Origin of the sequence: Pseudomonas sp. S36, from assembly GCF_016647875.1 — a bacterium.
GTDB lineage: Bacteria > Pseudomonadota > Gammaproteobacteria > Pseudomonadales > Pseudomonadaceae > Aquipseudomonas > Aquipseudomonas parafulva.
In genome coordinates this window covers 32187-53566 of record NZ_JACVVG010000035.1, presented here as the reverse complement: position 1 = coordinate 53566, position 21380 = coordinate 32187, and the positions used below count along the sequence as shown (strand labels likewise).

Sequence of the window (21380 nt, the reverse complement as noted above, 5' to 3'; positions counted from 1 at the left end):
GCGCCGCCCGCGCGGCGCATCGCGAGCTGCGCTCGCTCCTACGTTTGTTTCTGGCCAATCAGGCCTGCGCGATTTGCGCGCGGCCCTTGGCGATAGGCGCGAGCAAACCTCTATTTCCTTATATATAGGCAGGAAGGAAGATGGGCCATCTTCATCACACCAGCGCCGCTGCTGGCCCAAAGAACTCGTAACGGCTCTGCTGCTCTGGCACCCCCAACGCCATCAGTTGCCGCTTCACCGCCGCCATGAACGGTTTGGGCCCCAGGAAGTAAGCATCGACATCGCGCTCACGAGGCATCCATTCACCCAGCAGGTCCTCGGTCAACAGGCCAATCGCATCAGCTTGCCCGGCGTCATCCGGCTCGGCATAGCAGTAAAAGCGGGTGAGTTGCGGGTGCTGTGCTGCCAGCGCATCGACCCAGTCGCGGAATGCATGCACCGCGCCATTGCGCGCGCAGTGGATGAAGTGCACTGGCCGCCCGGTTTGCAAGGCCGCTTGCAGCATTGCCAAGGTCGGCGTAATACCCACACCGCCGCTGATCAACAGCAAAGGCTTGTCGCTCTCGACCAGCGTGAAATCCCCCGCCGGCGGGAACATCTGCACGGTCTGCCCCACCCTCAGTTGATCGTGCAGGTAGTTAGACACCTTGCCACCGGCTTCGCGCTTGACGCTGATACGGTACTGCTCGCCGTCGCACAAGGCGGACAGCGAGTAGTTGCGCCGCTGCTCGGCGCCCTCGATCAGCAGTTTGAGACCGATGTACTGGCCTGGCTCAGCCTTGAGCACCGGCTTGCCGTCCACCGGGGCGAAGTAGAACGAGACGATCTCGCTGCTCTCCTGCTCGCGGCGCACCAGGCGAAACTCGCGAGTACCGCGCCAGCCGCCCTCGGCCTCTTCCTTCTGCTTGTACAGGCCTTCCTCGGCACCGATCAGGATGTCTGCCAACTGCCCATAGGCGGCAGCCCAGGCGTCGATGACTGCAGGCGTGGCAATGTCCTTGCCCAGCACTTCTTCGATGGCACGCAGCAGGCAACTGCCCACAATGGGGTAGTGCTCAGGCAAAATTTGCAATGCCACGTGCTTGTTGATGATCTGCCCGACCAGCCCACCCAGTTGCTCCAACTGGTCGATGTGGCGGGCGTACATCAGCACACCGTTGGCCAGCGCACGGGGCTGGTCACCGCTGGCCTGGTGGGCCTGGTTGAACAGCGGGCGCACCTGCGGGTACTCGGCGAGCATCATCTGGTAAAAATGGGTGGTCAGCGCCTCGCCACCGCTTTCCAGCAGGGGCACAGTGGCCTTGATGATTGCACGTTGTTCGGCATTGAGCATTGCGGTAACTCCTGAGCCTTTGGCTTCGAATGATTGCCCCAGGTATTTCACCATTCATGCCAACTCGCAGAGGCCGTGATTCCGGGCCTTTCAGTCATCACCATGTCAAAAAGACAATGGCACGCGTATAGTCATATAGACCCACTGGAGTCCATATGACCGCAAAGCCACTGCTCACTGCCCTATTGCCCCTGGTCAGCGACCTGTCACGAGACCTGCCCGATCAGGAACGCTATCGAAGGCTCTTGCAAGCCATGCGCAGCCTGTTGCCCTGCGACGCGGCAGCGCTGTTGCGCCTGGACGGGGAATGGCTGGTACCGCTGGCGGTGGATGGCCTGAGCCCCGATACCCTGGGCCGGCGCTTCCGCGTCAGTGAGCACCCGCGCTTCCAGCAACTGCTGAGTCGCCCCTCACCCACCCGCTTCCCCAGCGACTCAGACCTACCGGACCCCTACGATGGCCTGGTCAACGCCCCAGGCGTGGACCTGGAGGTTCACGACTGCATGGGCTGCCCACTGATGGTCGATGAACAACCCTGGGGGCTTGTTACCCTGGACGCCCTGACCCCCGGGCAGTTCCAGAGCCTGGAGCTGGACGCGCTGCAAGCGTTCGCCAGCCTGGCCGCGGCGACGGTGACCGTTGCCGAGCGCATCGAGCACCTGGCCCTGCGCGCCGAGGACGAGCACCAGCGTGCCGAGGTGTACCGCCAGGCCAGCGGCCAGGACAAGGAACTGATCGGCCAGAGCCCTGCACACAAACGCCTGGTGGATGAAATTCGCCTGGTGGGCGGCAGCGACCTCACCGTGCTGATCAGTGGCGAGACCGGCGTGGGCAAGGAGCTGGTAGCCCAGGCCCTGCACAAGGCGAGCAACCGCGCCGGCAAACCGATGGTCAGCCTGAACTGCGCAGCCCTGCCCGATACCCTGGTGGAAAGCGAACTGTTCGGCCATGTCCGCGGTGCGTTCACCGGCGCCCACGGCGAGCGCCGCGGCAAGTTCGAGCTGGCCAACGGTGGCACCCTGTTCCTTGACGAGGTGGGTGAACTGCCGTTGACCGTGCAAGCCAAGCTGCTTCGGGTACTGCAGAGCGGCCAGCTGCAGCGCCTGGGCTCGGACCGCGAGCACCGCGTGGACGTGCGCCTGATCGCAGCCACCAACCGCGACCTGGCAGCTGAAGTGCGCGAGGGCCGGTTCCGGGCAGACTTTTATCACCGCCTCAGCGTGTACCCTCTGCACGTGCCCCCACTGCGGGAAAGAGGCCGCGATGTGCTGCTATTGGCGGGCTATTTTCTGGAACAGAACCGATCACGCCTTGGCCTGAACAGCCTTCGGCTGAGCCCTGACGGGCAGGCGGCGCTGGTTGCCTACGGCTGGCCTGGCAATGTTCGCGAACTGGAGCACCTGATCGGCCGCTCCGCCCTCAAAGCCCTGGGGCAACATGCAGAGCGCCCGCGCATCCTCACCCTTGGGGCTGCCGACCTGGACCTGCGCCCCTCAGCACTGCCAACCGTAGACACCCCCTCCCAGCAACCCGATACGGCGGCGCCGCTGCCCACAACCGGGCTGCGCGAAGCAGTCGATGCCTACCAGCGGCAGTTGATCGAAAACTGCCTGCAACGGCATCAGGAAAACTGGGCAGCTGCCTCCCGAGAGCTTGGCCTGGACCGCGCCAACCTGAGCCGATTGGCCCGCAGACTGGGCCTTCGCTGAGGTTTTCTCACAAAAGGATTAACCCAGAAAGCCATCTGGTTGCTTCTTGCGTGGCTGCTATATCTCCCTAACCACCCACATCTTGACCAGGCGGTCGAGACTGCGCGCGGGCGCCCTTGCAGGGGCCGGTGACGCAGTGGCGGCCCGAGGGTTTCGGGCCGGGGGATTCGCACACCAGCAGGGAGCTACCTATGGAAAACATCGTCGTCGCCGATAAGCAATCCGCCGTCGCCACCCAGAACGCCTGGGGCAACATCAGCCTGAACGGACCCGGTGTGGTCCAGATGCCCGTCTCCCCCGACCAGGTCGCCAACGTCACCCAGCGCGGGCAAGACCTGATCGTCACGCTCAAGTCCGGCGAAAAAGTCACCATCGGTAACTTCTTCGCAGTGAACCAGGCAGGCGTCGGTAGCGACATGGTCTTCGTCGGCGAAGACGGCACCCTGTGGCACGCTGACTACGACGCGGCGGCATTTACCGGCTTCACCTTCAATGAGGTCGCCTCGCTGGACGAGCTGGTAGCCGGCATCGGTACAGCGGGTGAAGCGATGCCAACCTGGGCAATTGCGGGCCTTAGCCTGCTGGGTGTAGGGGGCGGTGCGGCAGCGGTTTCCGGTGGTGGTGGTGGTGGTGGTGGCAGCGCCCCTGCACCGGACACCACAGCCCCGGCGACACCCATCGACTTGCTGGTATCGCCCGACGGGCTGCGCCTTTCCGGCCGTGGCGAGGCAGGCGCTACGGTCAATGTACGGGATGCGGCGGGGAACGTGATTGGTAATGGCACCGTCGGCGCAGACGGTAGCTTCGAGGTTGCGCTCAACCCACCGCAGGTCAACAACGAGAACCTTCAGGTAACCTTGACCGACGGCGCTGGCAACGAGTCGGCACCGGGAACGGTCACTGCCCCGGATGCGACCGCCCCCCTTCCCCCTGTCGATCTGGCCATCGACGCCCAGGGCGTTACGCTGACCGGCCAGGGTGAACCAGGCACCACCGTGAACGTCCGCGACGCCGCTGGCAATGTGATCGGCAGCGGCAGTGTGGCAGCTGACGGCAGCTTCAGCGTTGTATTGAGCCCTGCGCAGATCAACAGCGAGAGCTTGCAGGTGACCTTGACCGATGCCGCCGGCAATGTCTCGCAGGCCAGCAGCATCACCGCACCCGATCTGACACCCCCTCTCGCACCGACCGACCTCGCTGTGAGCGCTCAAGGCACAACGCTCACAGGCCGCGCCGAGCCGGGCTCGACCGTGGCGGTAAGGGGCGCGGGTGGGGTGTTGTTGGGCACTGCAACAGCCGGTGCCGATGGTCTGTTCAGCATCACCCTGCAACCTGCCCAGACAGATGGGCAAGGCTTGACGGTGACGGCTACCGATGCGGCCGGCAACCCTTCACCCGGCGCCACCATCACTGCGCCGGACATCGACGGCGTCGATACCACACCGCCTAGTGCACCGGTCGATCTGGTGGTTGGTCTTGCCGGTACGCGACTGACTGGCCGCGGTGAAGCCGGCACCACCGTGCAGGTGCGTGATGCCGCAGGTAATGTCATTGCCACTGGGACTGTAGGGCCGAATGGCACATTTGCGGTGTCGCTGAACCCTGCAGTGAAAGACGGTAGCACCCTGCAAGTCACCCTCACCGATGCCGCGGGCAATGTATCGCCCCCCGGCAGCGTCGCCTCGCCGGACCTCACTGCTCCAGCACAACCCACCGACCTGGCCCTGGCAGATGGCGTGACCTTCACCGGTCGCGGTGAACCGGGTGCTACCGTTCAGGTGCGTGATGCTGCTGGCACCGTGATAGGTACTGGCGTTGTCGGTTCGGACGGGCTGTTCAACATCACGCTCTCCCCTGCCCAGGCCAACGGCCAAGCCCTGGATGTACGGCTGGTCGATGCTGCCGGCAACGTTTCTGCACCCCTGCAATTTGATGCACCCGACATCACCCCGCCCGATGCGGTGACAAACATTCTGGTCGGCCCTGGCGGCACTGCCCTGAGCGGGCGAGGCGAAGCCGGCGCCACCGTCGAAGTGCGTGACGCCGACGGTAATCTACTGGGTCGTGGCGTGGTCACCGCCAACGGCACCTTCCTGGTCAGCCTCGATCCTGCTGCACAGCCGGGCGAGCAATTGAGCCTGGTGCAGATCGACCCAAGCGGTAACGCTTCGGTTGCCGTGGATTACGAGGTTCCCTTTACTACTGCACCAGAAAGCCCAACCAATCTGGCCATTAGTGCGGACGGTACAGCGCTGACGGGTACTGCGCCGGCTGGCTCTCGCGTAGAAGCCCGTGGGGCAGATGGCACGTTGATCGGTCGTGCTGTTGCCAATGCCGATGGCACCTTCAGCATCACGCTGAATCCAGCCCAGGCCAACGGTGAGTTGCTGGACGTGGTGGCCATCGAAAACGGCCTGTCTTCCCTCCCCGCCCAAGTCACCGCCCCTGATATCACCGCACCTGCGGCGCCGACCGAATTGGCCGTCAGCGCAGACGGGACTGTAATTACTGGCCGCGCAGAACCGGGTAGTACCGTACGTATCCTGGGTGCCAACGGTACTGAACTTGGCACCGCAGTGGTCGGCGCAACGGGCTTGTTCAGCATCAATCTGACACCACCTCAGGTAGATGGCGAAGTGCTGCAAGCCACCGCTACAGATGCCGCTGGCAATACATCCACCGCCAGTACCGTGACCGCGCCGGACATTGATGGCGTGGATACCACGCCGCCTGCGGCACCTGTTGACCTGGTGGTTGGCCTTGCCGGTACTCAATTGACTGGCCGAGGCGAAGCCGGCACCACCGTTCAGGTGCGTGATGCCGCAGGTAATGTCATTGCCACTGGAACCGTGGGGCCGAACGGCACATTTGCGGTGTCGCTGAACCCAGCTGTGAAAGACGGCAGTACCCTGCAGGTTGTCCTCACCGATGCCGCTGGCAATGTATCGCAACCAGGCAGCGTCGCCTCGCCGGACCTCACTGCTCCAGCACAACCTACCGACCTGGCCTTGGCAGATGGCGTTACCTTCACCGGTCGCGGTGAGCCGGGCGCTACCGTTCAGGTGCGTGATGCTGCTGGCACCGTGATAGGTACTGGCGTTGTCGGTTCGGACGGGCTGTTCAACATCACGCTCTCCCCTGCCCAGGCCAACGGCCAAGCCCTGGATGTACGGCTGGTCGATGCTGCCGGCAACGTTTCTGCACCCCTGCAATTCGATGCACCCGACATCACCCCGCCCGATGCGGTGACAAACATTCTGGTCGGCCCTGGCGGCACCGCCCTGAGCGGGCGAGGCGAAGCCGGCGCCACTGTCGAAGTGCGCGACGCCGACGGCAATCTGCTGGGCCGTGGCGTGGTCACTGCCAACGGCACCTTCCTGGTCAGCCTCGATCCTGCTGCACAACCCGGCGAGCAATTGAGCCTGGTGCAGATCGACCCAAGCGGTAACGCTTCGGTTGCCGTGGATTACGAGGTTCCCGTTACTACTGCACCAGAAAGCCCAACCAATCTGGCCATTAGTGCGGACGGTACAGCGCTGACGGGTACTGCGCCGGCTGGCTCTCGCGTAGAAGTCCGTGGGGCAGACGGCACATTAATCGGTAGTGCTGTCGCCAATGCCGATGGCACCTTCAGCATCCCGCTGAACCCTGCTCAAGCCAACGGTGAATTGCTGGACGTAGTCGCCATCGAAAACGGCCTGTCTTCCCTCCCCGCCCAAGTCACTGCACCCGACATCACTGCACCTGCGGCACCGACTGAATTGACCGTCAGCGCAGACGGGACTGTGGTTACAGGTCGCGCAGAACCGGGTAGCACCGTACGTGTCCTGAATGCTAACGGTACTGAACTTGGCACCGCAGTGGTCGGCGCAACGGGCTTGTTCAGCATCAGCCTGACGCCACCCCAAGTGGATGGCGAAGTGCTGCAAGCCACTGCTACAGATGCGGCTGGCAATACATCAACCGCCAGCACCGTGACCGCGCCGGACATCGACGGCGTCGATATCACGCCACCTGATGCACCTATCAATCTGGTGGTGGGCCTTGCCGGTACTCAGTTGAGTGGCCGCGGTGAAGCCGGCACCACCGTGCAGGTGCGTGATGCCGCAGGTAATGTCATTGCCACTGGGGCCGTAGGGCCGAATGGCACATTCGCAGTGTCGCTGAACCCTGCTGTGAAAGACGGCAGCACCCTGCAAGTCATCCTCACCGATGCTGCGGGCAATGTTTCGCAACCAGGCAGCGTCGCCTCGCCGGACCTCACTGCTCCCGCACAACCCACCGACCTGGCCCTGGCAGATGGCGTGACCTTCACCGGCCGCGGTGAACCAGGCGCCACAGTTCAGGTGCGTGATGCCGCTGGTACTCTGATCGGCACTGGCGTTGTCGGGTCTGACGGGCTGTTCAGCCTGACGTTGTCGCCAGCCCAAGCCAATGGCCAGCCACTGGATGTACGGCTGGTCGATGCTGCAGGCAACGTTTCTGCACCCCTGCAATTCGATGCACCCGACATCACCCCGCCCGATGCTGTGACCAATATCCTGGTCGGCCCTGGCGGCACTGCCCTGAGCGGGCGCGGCGAAGCCGGCGCCACTGTCGAAGTGCGTGACGCCGACGGCAATCTACTTGGCCGTGGCGTGGTCACTGCCAACGGCACCTTCCTGGTCAGCCTCGATCCTGCTGCACAGCCCGGCGAGCAATTGAGCCTGGTGCAAATCGACGGTAGCGGCAACGTTTCGGTCGCCGTCGATTACGAGGTCCCTCTTACTACCGCGCCGGAGAGCCCGACCAACCTGACCGTCAACGCGGACGGTACAGCGCTGACGGGTACTGCACCGGCTGGCTCTCGTGTAGAAGTTCGTGGGGCAGATGGCACATTAATCGGTAGTGCTGTCGCCAATGCCGATGGCACCTTCAGCATCCCGCTCAATCCAGCTCAAGCCAACGGTGAATTGCTGGACGTAGTCGCCACCGAAAACGGCTTGTCTTCACTCCCCGCCCAAGTCACGGCACCTGACATCACCGCGCCAGATGCGCCAGCCCAACTTACGATAAGCGCTGACGGCAGTCTGGTGACCGGTCGTGCAGAGCCCGGCAGCACCGTGCGTGTAACCACTGCCGATGGCACGCAGCTCGGCACCGCACTGGTAGGACCAACGGGCATTTTCAACATCACCCTCAGCCCGCCACAGGTAGACGGCGAAGTGCTGCGCGCCACTGCCACAGACGCTGCTGGCAATACCTCCGAAGCCAGTACGTTTACGGCGCCTGATATCGACGGCGTCGATACCACGCCACCGGCTGCCCCAGTGGATCTGGCGATCGGTTTAGCGGGCACTCAGCTCACCGGTCGCGGCGAAGCCGGTGCTACCGTGCAGATTCGTGATGCCGCAGGTAATGTCATTGCCACTGGAACCGTGGGGCCGAACGGCACATTTGCGGTGTCACTGAACCCATCTGTGAAAGACGGCAGCACCCTGCAGGTTACCCTTACCGATGCCGCTGGCAATGTTTCGCCCCCTGGCAGCGTCGCGTCGCCAGACCTCACTGCTCCCGCACAACCCACCGACCTGGCCCTGGTAGATGGCGTGACCTTCACCGGTCGCGGTGAACCGGGCGCTACTGTTCAGGTGCGTGATGCCGCTGGGACCGTGATAGGGACTGGCATCGTAGGATCGGACGGGCTGTTCAACATCACGCTCTCCCCTGCACAGGCCAACGGCCAAGCCCTGGATGTACAGCTGATCGATGCTGCCGGTAACGTTTCTGCACCCCTGCAATTCGATGCACCCGACATCACCCCGCCAGATGCTGTGACCAATATCCTGATCGGCCCGGGCGGCACTGCCCTGAGCGGGCGAGGCGAAGCCGGCGCTACCGTCGAGGTGCGAGATGCCGACGGCAATCTACTGGGCCGTGGCGTGGTCACTGCCAACGGCACCTTCCTGGTCAGCCTCGACCCTGCTGCACAGCCGGGCGAGCAATTGAGCCTGGTGCAGATCGACCCAAGCGGTAACGCTTCGGTCGCCGTGGATTACCAAGTCCCTCTTACCACCGCGCCGGAGAGCCCGACCAACCTGACCGTCAACGCGGACGGTACAGCGCTCACCGGTACCGCACCTGCCGGTGCACGCGTCGAAGTCCGCGACACGGACGGTACGTTGATCGGCAGCGCCACCGCCAATGCCGATGGCACCTTTAGCATCCCGCTGAATCCAGCCCAGGCCAACGGTGAATTGCTGGACGTAGTCGCCATTGAAGACGGCCTGTCTTCCCTGCCAGCCCAAATCACAGCCCCCGACATCACACCCCCGGTCATCCCAAGCGACCTGGCGATCAACACAGATGGCACCCAGGTCAGTGGCCGCGGCGAGCCGGGCAGCACCATCCGCGTCCTGGCTGCCGACGGCACCACCGTGCTGGGCAGCGTCGTGGTGGGTGCCACTGGCAGCTTCAGCGTCACCCTGGCCCCGCCACAAGTGAATGGCGAGGTGCTGCAAGTGACTGCCACCGATGGCGCCGGCAACGTCTCCGGCGCAGGCAGCATCACCGCCCCGGATATCGATGGCGGCGACACCACCCCGCCGCTCGCGCCCACTGACCTGGTCATCGGCTTGGCCGGCGCCCTGCTGAGCGGCCGAGGCGAAGCCGGCGCCACGGTGCAAGTGCGTGACACCCAAGGCAACCTGCTGGTCAGCGGCAGCGTCAACGCGGATGGCACGTTCCAGCTCACTCTCGACCCTGCAGTAAGGGACGGCAGCAGCCTGCAAGTAGTGCTCACCGATGCTGCAGGCAATGTTTCGCCACCGGCAACGGTGGTCAGCCCAGACCTGCAAGCCCCGGCACAGCCCACCGACCTTGCCCTGGACGCTGGGGCCACGTTTACCGGCCGCGGTGAACCTGGCGCCACGGTAGAGGTACGCACTGCGGCCGGCGTGCTGGTTGGCACCGGCAGCGTTACAGCAGATGGCACCTTCAGCCTTACCCTGTCGCCACCTCAAGCCAACGGTGAAGTGCTGGACGTACGCTTGGTGGACGCCGCAGGCAACCGCTCTGCGCCACTGCAGTTCGACGCCCCGGACATTACCCCGCCAGCCCCCGTCAGCAACATCGTGGTCGGCAATGCAGGCTTCACCCTGAGCGGTCGCGGCGAAGCCGGCGCCTCTATCGAAGTGCGCGATGGCAATGGTGCGCTGATCGGCAGCGGCGTGGTGGGTGTCAACGGCACATTCCTGCTCAACCTCGACACGCCTGCCCTGCCCGGCGCGCAATTGACGCTCGTGCAGACCGACCCCAGCGGCAATGCTTCTCAGGCGCTGGTGTTCGAGGTACCGACCCTGCCGACGCCTGCCAGCCCAACTGGCCTGGTCGTTGCCGAAGACGGCAGCAGCATCAGCGGCACTGCCCCTGCTGGCAGCGGCGTGCAAGTACGCGATGCCGATGGCACGCTGGTAGGCAGTGTGGTGGTCGGGGCCGAAGGCACCTTCACCGTCCCCCTCCAACCTGCCCAGGCCAACGGTCAGTTGCTGGACGTGGTGGCCGTCGACGGCAATGGTACCGCGTCGCTGCCCGTACAGATCACAGCGCCGGACATCACCCCGCCGCAGGAACCCGGTCAGCTGCTGGTCAGCGCTGACGGCAGTGTGGTGACAGGCCGCGCCGAGGCCGGCAGCACCGTGCGCGTACTCGCGGCGGATGGCATCACGGTATTGGGCTCGGCTGTGGTGGGTGCCACCGGTGCCTTCAGCATCGGCCTGACACCTGCGCAGGTGGCGGGCGAGCAATTGCAGGTCACGGCCACCGACATGGCAGGCAATACCTCCGCCCCCGGGTTGGTGACTGCGCCGACCATCGACACCGGCATCGATACCACCCCACCCCAACCTGCAACAGACCTGGCCATCAGTGCCAGCGGCGGCACCGTCTCGGGCCGTGGCGAAGCAGGCACCACCGTGCAGGTGCGCAATGACCAGGGGCAATTGCTGGCAAGCGCGACCGTGCAGGCCGACGGCAGCTTCGTGGTGCAGTTGCAGCCGCCAGTGGTGGATGGTTCTGCGCTGCAGGTCACCCTGACCGATGCGGCGGGTAACGTGTCTACGCCGGTTTCGCTGAGCGCACCCGACCAGGTGCCGCCTGCGCAGCCAACTGACCTGGTACTCAGTGCGGGCGTCACCCTGACCGGCATCGCCGAAGCCGGCGCACGGGTCGAGGTCCGCGACGCAGCAGGCAACCTGATCGGCAGTGCCATCGTGCAAGGCTCAGGCACCTTCAGCCTCACGCTGGCTCCGCCGCAGGCCAATGGCGAGGCACTGTCGATTACCGTGACCGACGCTGCTGGCAATACCTCACTGCCATTGGCCTACACCGCCCCGGACATCACCCCACCGGCCGCCATTACCGATGTGGTCACCGGCGCCGGAAGCCTTGCCGTTGCCGGGCACGGCGAAGCGGGGGCCACGGTGCAGGTACGCAATACCAATGGCGACGTGCTGGGCACCGCCACGGTGGCTGCCAATGGCACCTTCGTCGTGAACCTGGGTACTGCGCTGAGTGCAGGCGAGGCCCTGGTGCTGGTGCAAACCGATGCTGCCGGCAACACGTCCATTGCCACCAATGTGACCGTGCCGCAGGCGCCGATACCAGCCAGCCCGAGTGCAATCGTGGTGGCCGCTGACGGTAGCAGCGTCAGCGGTACCGCGCCGGCCAATAGCCAAGTTGAAGTGCGCGACGCCCAGGGCACCCTGCTGGGCAGCGCCCAAGCCGGCGCCAACGGCGATTTCACCCTCGGCCTGCAACCCCCGCAGGCCAACGGTGAAACCCTGGACGTGGTAGCCATCGATGACGGTGGTAACCGCTCACTGCCGGTGCAAGTGATTGCCCCGGACATCACCGCCCCCAGCGAGCCGACCGACCTGCAACTGAGCGCCAATGGCAGCGTGCTGACCGGCCGCGGTGAGGCCGGCACCACCGTCGAGGTCACCGATGCCCAGGGCACGGTGCTGGGTATGGCGCAGGTAGGCGCCAACGGCGTGATCAGCGTGCAACTGAACCCGCCACAAACTGATGGCCAGGTACTGGAAGTGGTGCTGCGCGATGCCGCCGGCAACAGCTCGAGCACTACTGTCACCGCACCCGACCTGGACGGCCCGCTACAGCCGTCGGCCTTGAGTATCGACACTGCCGGCCTGCACCTCACCGGGGTGGGCCAGGTTGGGTCGATCATCACCGTGCGCGCTGCAAATGGCGCTGTGCTGGGTGTCACCACCGTCGGCGCCGATGGCCGCTTCGATGTCACCCTGGCAGCCGCGCAGCGCAATGGTGAAAACCTCACCGTCGAGGCGACCGACAGCCTGGGCAACAGCGCCGGGCCAGTGCCCTTCACGGCGCCCGATACCACACCACCGCTAGCCGTCACCGGTGCGGCGATCAACGGCGAAGGCAGCGTGGTCACAGGCACTGGCGAGCCAGGTGCGACAGTGAGCGTGCGCGGCCCGGACGGGACCGTGCTTGGCACTGCCCAAGTGGGCGCCAACGGCGCCTTCGAAGTAGCACTGGTGCCCCCGCAGACCAACGGCCAGATGCTGAGCATCGAGCAGCGCGACCTGGCCGGCAACCTGTCTGTGGCCGTTGACCTGATGGCGCCCGACAACGAGCCACCGGCAATGCCCGGTGAACTCACCCTGACCGCCGATGGCGTGTTGCTGGCCGGCATCGGCGAACCGGGTGCACGGGTTACCGTCACCGGCAGCACTGGCGCGCCCCTCGGTACCGCCGTGGTGCAGGCAGATGGCAGCTTCAGCGTTACCCTCTCACCGCCCCAGCTCAACGGGCAGACCCTGTCGGTGACCCAGGCGGACCCTGCTGGCAACCTCTCACCTGCAGGCACCCTTATCGCGCCAGACCTGGAGCCACCTTTGCCAGCAGATGGGCTGGCGCTGAACCTGGCTGGCACACTGCTGACCGGCCAGGGTGAAGCGGGTACCACCGTTGAAGTACGCAGTGCCAATGGTGCGTTGCTGGGCAGCGTGCCGGTAGATGCACAGGGCAACTTCGAGGTGTCACTCACCGCGCCACAAACCAACGGCGAAGTGTTGTCGGTGGTGTTGAGCGACAGCCAGGGCAATGTCTCCCCCTCGGCCACGTTCATAGCCGATGACATCACCCCACCCGCCACTGCCACCGGCCTTGCGATCAATCCGGGTGGTAACGCCATACAGGGGGTCGGCGAGCCTGGTGCCACAGTAGAAGTGCGCAATGCCAACGGCGAGGTGCTGGGCAGTGTTCAGGTGCCGGCAGGTGGCAACTTCACGGTGCCACTGTCGCCCGCCCAGCTGGATGGCCAGTTGCTGAACGTGGTGTTGGTAGACGCTGCGGGCAACGCATCGCAACCTGGGCAGATCACCGCCCCGGATATCACCCCGCCTCAACTGCCCACCGGGGTGCAAGTGAGCGAAGACGGCATCGAGGTCTCCGGCAGTGCGCCGGGCGCAGCGACCGTGACCGTACGCGACAGCACCGGCCTGGAAATCACCGTGCCGGTCACTGGCGACGGCAGCTTCAGCGTCCCTCTGCCGACTCCGCTACTCAATGGTGAGCCGCTGACTGTGGTGGTCACCGACCAAGCGGGCAACGCCACCGCCCCCATCACCGTTACCGCCCCGGACACCACCCCACCGCTGCCGGCGACCGATGTCACCATCAGCCCCGATGGCGCTGTGGTAGGCGGCGGCGCCGAGCCTGGCAGCACGGTGGTTATCCGTAACCCCAATGGCAGCGAGCGCGGCAGTGATACCGTAGGTGCAGACGGTACCTTCGTGGTGCCAGTGGTGCCGCCGCTGACGGCTGGCGAAACCGTTACCGTGGTGGTGGTCGACCCGGCAGGCAACTCCTCTCCCGATGTGCCGCTGGCAGGCCCGACCGGCAATGAACTGGCCACCCCGAGTGACCTGGCCATCAGCGCAGACGGGTTCCTGCTGACCGGGCAAGGCACCGTGGGGTCGCTGATTACCGTGACCTCGGCAGGGGCAACGCTCGGCACCGCCACAGTGGGCAGTGATGGCATCTTCCGCGTGTTCTTCCTGAATGCGCAGCTCAACGCCCAGACGTTGCACGTGACCGCTCGCGCCAGCGCAGGCGGGCAGCCTTCGGTGGCTGCCACCGTAGTGGCAGAAGACACCACGGCGCCGGACGCCCCCACCGCCATTGCCATCGACCGGATTGGCAGCACGCTGACCGGCCAAGGTGAGGTCGGCGCCACTGTCAGGGTCACGGATGGCCAAGGCAACCTGCTGGGTACGGCGACCGTGGCTGCCAACGGCTTGTTCACGGTCAACTTCGTCCCTGCGGTGGTCAACGCACAGAACCTGGTCGTGACCCAGGCCGATGCCGCCGGCAACGTGTCGCTGGCCGCCACCTTGCAGGCACCCGACCTGCAGGCCCCACCGGCCGCCAGCAACCTAAGCCTCAACAGTGCCGCCACTGTGCTCAGCGGGCAGGGCGAGGCCGGCGCCACCGTCACGGTACGTGATGCCAGCGGCGCCGTGCTGGCTACCGGTACGGTCAACCAGAGCGGGCAGTTCCAGGTGACCCTGCCCAGCGCCCAGACCACCGGCAGTGCCCTGCAGGTGACCTTGAGCGATGCTGCGGGTAACGTGTCCGGCCCTGCCAGCGTGCTAACGCCCGACCGCACCCCGCCTGCTGCGGTGGGCAACCCGCAGCTGAGCCTGGATGGCCGGCAGCTGTCCGGCAGCGGTGAGCCAGGCGCCACGGTGCAGGTGCGCAACGCCTCCGGCGCCGTACTGGGCACTGCCAGCGTGGGTGCCGATGGCCGCTTCACTGTGGTGTTCGATACGCCGCAGGTCAGTGGCCAGGCGATTGGGGTAACCCAGGTAGATGCAGCCGGTAACACGTCGACCGCCGTCACGCTGCCCACCCCGGACCTGACCCCGCCCGCTGCGCTGACCAACGTAGCCCTGAACAACAATGGCCTGACCCTCACCGGCCTGGGTGAAGCAGGCGCCACGGTTACCGTGCGCGGCATCGACGGCACCATCATCGGTACCGGCCTGGTCGCGGCCAATGGCAGTTTCACCCTGACCCTGGACAGCGCCCAGCTCAATGCCCAGCGCCTGAGCGTGACCCAGACCGACGCCGGCAACAACACCTCGCCCGCCGTGGCGATCACCGCACCGGACTTCACGCCACCGGCTGCGCCCGCCAATCTGCTGTTGGCGGCCAATGGGTTGCAACTCACCGGCAGTGCCGAGGCAGGCAGCACGGTGGCCGTGCGCGATGCCACTGGCAGCGTCCTGGGCTCTGCACGGGTGGCCAGCAACGGCACCTTCCAGATCATCCTGGATACGCCACAGACCAACGGTCAGACCTTGCAGGTAACGGCGACCGATGCCGCAGGCAATGTGTCGCCCGTGGCCACCTATACGGCCTTGGACACCACACCGCCAGCAGCGGTGACCAACCTGGCCGTGTCGGCCGACGGCACCTCCCTGGTAGGCCATGGTGAAGTGGGGGCCACGGTCAGGGTCAGCGCCGCCGACGGCACCCTGCTGGGCACTGCCCAGGTCGCAGCGGATGGCCGCTTCAGCGTCACCCTCGACCCAGCCGCGCCTGTAGGCACGCTCTTGAGCGTGGTGCAGGCCGATGCGGCGCAGAACCTCTCGGTTGCCCAGACCATCACCGCACCTGGCGTGCTTGCACCGCAGACACCCGAAAACCTGACGCTGGCCGCCAACGGCCTGTCGGTATCGGGCACGGCCGCCAGTGGCACCACGGTCAGGGTCTATGGCCCCAACGATGAATTGCTGGGCAGTGGCCAGGTAGCCAACGATGGAACCTTCACCGTCAACCTGGGCAGCGCCCAGGCCAACGGCGAGGTCCTGCGGGTAGACGCGCTCGGCACCGATGGTGCGGTGTCGCTGCCTGCAACCCTGCAGGCCCCTGACACCACTGCGCCGCAACCACTGAGTGCACTGGTGCTGTCCAACGACGGCCTGGTACTGACCGGCCTCGGTGAGCCAGGTGCAACCGTGACCATTACCGGCGCAGGCGGCGTCGACCTCGGCACCGCTGTGGTGAACGCCGATGGCCGCTTCAGCGCCACCCTGCTGGTGGCCCAACTCAACGGCGAAGTGCTGAGCGCCAGCCAGACCGACGCGGCCGGTAACGAGTCCAACAGCGTCAGCCTGGTGGTGCCTGACCGCATTGCACCCGAGCCTGCCCAGGGCCTGGTATTTGCCGGCGGCGGTTCGCTGCTCAACGGCACGGGCGAGGCAGGCGCAGCGGTACGGGTATTGGCTGCCGACGGCAGTGTGCTGGGCACCTCGACCGTGCGCGGCGACGGCACCTTCCAGGTCAGCCTGGCGGCGCCCCAGGCCAATGGGCAACAAGTGGAAGTGCTGCTCACCGATGCGGCCGGCAACCAGTCGCTCCCCAGCGTCATAACCGCACCAGACACCACACCGCCGGCTGCCCCCGGCGAGCTCGCCATCTCCAGCAACGGTGTCACCATTACGGGCCGTGGCGAAGCCGGCGCGCTGGTCACGGTGAAAAACGCCGAGGGTGAAACCCTTGGCAGCGCCACTGTAGACGCCAGCGGCCACTTCACCCTTGACCTCAACCCCGCGCTGGGCAATGCCGAACTGCTCAGCTTCACCCAGGCAGACGCTGCCGGTAACGTATCTGCAGTGGCGACCCTGCAGACGCCGGACTTCACCCCACCTGACGCCCTCACCCAAGTCACCATCAACGCCGACGGCAGCGTGGTCACCGGCCGGGGTGAGGCCGGCGCCACGGTCACCGTCAGCAACGCGGCCGGCGTGCGGCTAGGCACGGGCACGGTGCTTGCCGATGGCAGCTTCCGCGTGGAACTGTCGCCTGCGCAAATCGACAACCAGGTGCTGTCGGTGCAACAGGCCGACCCACCCGGCAACGTCAGCGAACCGGTCAGCGTAGTGGCACCAGACCTGACCCCGCCGGCCGCAGCCACGGCGTTGCAGCTGAGCGTGGCGGGTGACACGCTGGGCGGTATCGGCGAAGCGGGCGCCACCGTGCGGGTATTCGTCGGCACCACCCAGATCGGTACCGGCCAGGTGACACCAGCCGGCATCTTCACCGTGCAACTGGACGCCGCCCAGCTCAACGGCCAGGTGCTGCAGGTAACCCTGACCGACGCGGCGGGCAACGTCTCCCCCATCAGCAGCCTCACAGCCCTGGACATCACCCCCCCGGCTGCCGTGGTAGCCACCATCAACGACAGTGGTACCCAGGTGGTGGGCACGGCCGAAGCCGGGGCGCGCGTCACTGTGCTGAACAATGCAGGCGACCTGGTTGGTCAGGGCGTGGTGGCGGCTGATGGCACCTTCGTGTTGGCGTTGGTGCCGGCTCAGGTCAACGGCCAGACACTCTCGGTGATTGCCCAGGATGCCACTGGCAATCCATCACCGGCTCTGGCACTCGATGCGCCTGACCTGACACCCCCGGTACAGCCGTCAAACCTGGTGCTGGACCCCTTGGGCGCGACACTGACCGGTACTGCAGAGGCAGGCAGCACCGTTAGCGTACGCGGCCCGAACGGTGCCGAAGTCGGTACTGTGCAAGTGCCCGAGGGTGGGGCCTTCACGGTTGCGCTGAACCCTCTGCAGAACAACGGCCAGTTGCTCACCATCGTGTCGACAGACGCGGCCGGCAACGAGTCGATACCTGCGACCCTGCAGGCCCGGGATACCTCCCCCCCTGCCCCCGTCACCGACCTGGCGGTGGACAACACGTTCACCGTGATCACGGGCCGTGGCGAACCTGGCGCCACCGTCACCATCAGCAAGAACAACCAGGTGATCGGCACTGGCGAGGTAAGCGAGGCGGGTACGTTCCAGATCGTCACGCAGCCAGCCGCAGGGTCGGTGGCCAGCCTGGTGATCTACCAGACCGACGCGGCGTCCAACACCTCTGCCAGCGTGACGTACATCACCCCCTTGGCAGCGCCACCCGTGCCGCCCACCAACGTGGTGCTGGCCGGCGACGGCCTGACGCTGACGGGCAACGCGCCTACCGGTACCGGCATTCGGGTTTACGATGCCGCGGGCAACCAGATCGGCGTGGGCGGCGCCACCCTCAACGGCGCCTTCAGCCTGCAACTGAATACGCCGCAACTGAACGGCCAGCAGCTGACGGTAACCGCCGTGGCGCTGGTGGGGGGCGAATCGCAGCCAACCTTCGTGGTGGCAGCGGACATCACCCCACCGGCCAACCCGGTGGTAATCGCGCTGTCGCCCAATGGCCTGGTACTGACCGGCAGCGGCGAGGCAGGTGCCACCGTCACCGTGCGGGATGCCAGCAATGCCGTGCTGGGCACTGCGGTGGTGAATACCGCCGGCAACTTCAGCGTCAACCTGAATGCTGCTCAGTTGAACGGCCAGGTGTTGAGCCTGAGCCAGGCCGACCGAGCAGGTAACGTGTCTGCCAACACCAGCTTCACCGCTGCCGACGTGCAGCCCCCCGCCGTCCCCACCAACGTTGCCATAAACGGCACAGGTACTGTACTGACCGGCAACGGTGAGGCGGGCGCTACCGTGACCGTGCAGGGCCCTGGTGGGCAGGTGGGCAGCGGCCTGGTGCAGGCCAATGGCACCTTCAGCATTACCCTGGCCACACCGCAGAACGACGGCCAGTTGCTGGTGGTGCGCCAAGCCGATGCTGCTGGCAACCTGTCGGGCAGTGTCAGCCTGGCCGCCCCGGACACCACGCCACCGGCCGCACCCGTGGCCACCATCAACGCCCTGGGTACTGCGGTAAGCGGCTCTGGCCAGGTGGGTAGTACAGCCACCGTGCGCAACAGCGCAGGCACCGTGCTGGGTACCGCGACGGTAGGCAGCAACGGGCTGTTCGTGGTCAGCCTGGCCGCTGCGCAAATCGACAACCAGGCCCTCACGGTGACGCTCACCGACGGTGCAGGTAACGTCTCCACCAGCACTGCGCTGACCGCGCCAGACCTCACCCCGCCCGCCGCTGCCGGCAACCTGCAGTTCAGCGCCGACGGCAGCAGCCTGACCGGTACCGGTGAAGTGGGTGCCACGGTCACTGTACGCAGCGCCACCGGCACAGTGCTGCAGACCGGCACGGTGCAGGCCAACGGTACCTTCACCCTCACCCTGAACCCGCCACAGGACAACGGCCAGATTGTGGCCGTCACCCTCAGCGACCCACGCGGTAACCTGTCCGGCAATGTCACCGTAACGGCGCCCGATGTGGATGCCAACGCGCCGGTCATTGCCAGCGACAACCTGGCCACCGCCGTGGTCAACCTGGCGCCGGTGGTGAGCACGCGGGTGTACCAGGACACCTTCAGCACCTTGCTCGCGGGCTTCAGCAAAACCTTCACCTGGACCGTTGCAGCCGGGACCAAGGCTGACCCTACCCTGACACTGAGCACCGACAGCGCGCTGGCACTGCTGGACAACGCCACCTTCACCCTGCAGGTGAAGAATGCCAGCGGCAACTGGGTAACCCTGGCAACCGGCAACAGCCAGGGCCTGCTCGACCTGGTGCTGCTGCCGCTGGGCCAGGGCATACGCGTGGGCATCGGCGAACTGCTGGCCGGTGACTATCGGCTGACGGTAGGCAGCGGCGGTATCGGCCTGCTGACCACCGTGACGACCGCGCTGGAGGTGCAAACCACCAGCCTGACGCAGTTCACCGGTACCGGCACTGCCGCTTCGGGCAACGTGATTACCGATGTGGGCATTGATGGCAGCGTGGACGCGCGCGGCCCGGACAGCGAAGCGGTGCTGCAGGTGCTCAAGGCCGGCAGCTACATCAGCGCAGGCAGCGCCACCACCGTGCAAGGGCTATACGGCACGCTGGTGATCCGTGGGGATGGCAGCTACACCTACACCCCCAACGGCAGCCCCGCCAGCGTTGGCAAGGTGGATGTGTTCAGCTACCAGCTGGTGCACCCCAACGGCAAGTCCGACACGGCCAACCTGTATGTGCGCATCGATAGCCCGCAGGCTACCGAAACCTGGAATGACAACAACTACGCAGCGCCTGCCACCGTGGTGGATGCGGTGAACGACGTAGACAACACCAACATCAGCCTGGTCAACCTGCAGACCTCCAGCAGTACCACCTTCGCGGCGCTGTCGCTGCCAGTGCTCGGCAGCCGCTCGGCAACCTACACCACCACCGTGGCGGCCAATACCTCCGCCGACCTGCAAGTGGTGCTCAACTCCACCAACCTGCTGGGCCTGCTCAATGGCACCACGCTGGAGCTGCTCAAGCTCAACCCCACCACCGGGCAGTACGTGACCGTGCAGACCGTGGCCGGTACCTCGCTGCTCAGCCTGCTGGGCGGAGGCGCCGGGTACACCTTCCAGAACCAGGGGGCGGGTACCTACCACGTGCGCGTAACGGCCGGCGGTATCGGCCTGCTCAGCTCGCTCACTACCACCGTCAATGCCACGGCCACTCACCTCAACGAGTTCGTGGTCGGCAACTACACGCCTGTGTCAGGCAACCTGCTGACCGACGGCGCGGGGGCGGACAACCTGGGCTCGCCACTGACGGTGCTCAGCGTGCTGACCGCAGCCAACACCTTCACCCTGCCCGGCTACAACGGTGCCAGCGTGCAGGGCACTTACGGCACCTTGGTGGTGTTTGCCGACGGCAGCTACAACTACACGCTCAACGCCGGGCTGACCTCGGCGGTGGTCGGCCAGAAAGAAACCTTCACCTACGAGCTGACCCACCCCAATGGCACCACCGACACGGCCACACTCACCATCAACCTGGACCCTGTCACCGGCTTCACTACCAGCAGTGCCTTGGTGGCAGATGCCAGTGACGAAGGGGTCGCGCTGACCACCCTGGCGGCGGCAACCGCCGGTGAGGTGGCCGTCGACAGCGATGATGGCAGCGACACCGCGGTGGCCAGCCACGCGGATACTGGCACCCAGGTCACCCTGGATAACGGCTTCGTCAGCGTGGATACCGGCACCGGCAACGATGCCCTGCTGTGGGGCGGTGGCGATGCCAGCATCGACCTGGCCAACCTGGCCGGGCAGGTGCACGACCTGGAGGTGATCGACCTCAACGCCACCAGCGCCGTGGCGCTCACCCTCAGCCTGGCTGACGTGGTGGCGGTGACCGACAGCGCCAACGACACCCTGATCATCAAGGGTGACGAGCACGACACGGTGCTGATGACCGACACCTGGAACCGCATCGGCAACCACAGCCTGGACGGTATCGACTATAACCAATACACGGCCCAGGAGGACCCGAGCCATCAATTGTGGGTACAGAACGGTATTCATGTGGTTTGAGGC

General features: G+C 65.7%; 3 protein-coding genes. 2 read left to right on the top strand and 1 reads right to left on the bottom strand.

What is annotated here, in order from left to right; all coding sequences use genetic code 11:
* Positions 1 to 154: 154 nt before the first annotated feature.
* The gene (gene hmpA, locus IAE36_RS18010; RefSeq protein WP_201213848.1) at positions 155 to 1333 is read right to left on the bottom strand and encodes an NO-inducible flavohemoprotein; all 1179 of its coding nucleotides are present in this window, start codon (positions 1331 to 1333) and stop codon (positions 155 to 157) included.
* A 155-nt stretch (positions 1334 to 1488) separates the two neighbouring features.
* On the opposite strand from hmpA, the gene norR reads away from it, so the two are divergent.
* The gene (norR, locus tag IAE36_RS18005; RefSeq protein WP_201213846.1) at positions 1489 to 3042 is read left to right on the top strand and encodes a nitric oxide reductase transcriptional regulator NorR; all 1554 of its coding nucleotides are present in this window, start codon (positions 1489 to 1491) and stop codon (positions 3040 to 3042) included.
* Between the two features lie 191 nt (positions 3043 to 3233).
* Complete coding sequence (locus tag IAE36_RS18000; RefSeq protein WP_201213844.1) at positions 3234 to 21377, top strand: BapA/Bap/LapF family large adhesin; 18144 nt, start codon at positions 3234 to 3236, stop codon at positions 21375 to 21377.
* Positions 21378 to 21380: the final 3 nt, after the last annotated feature.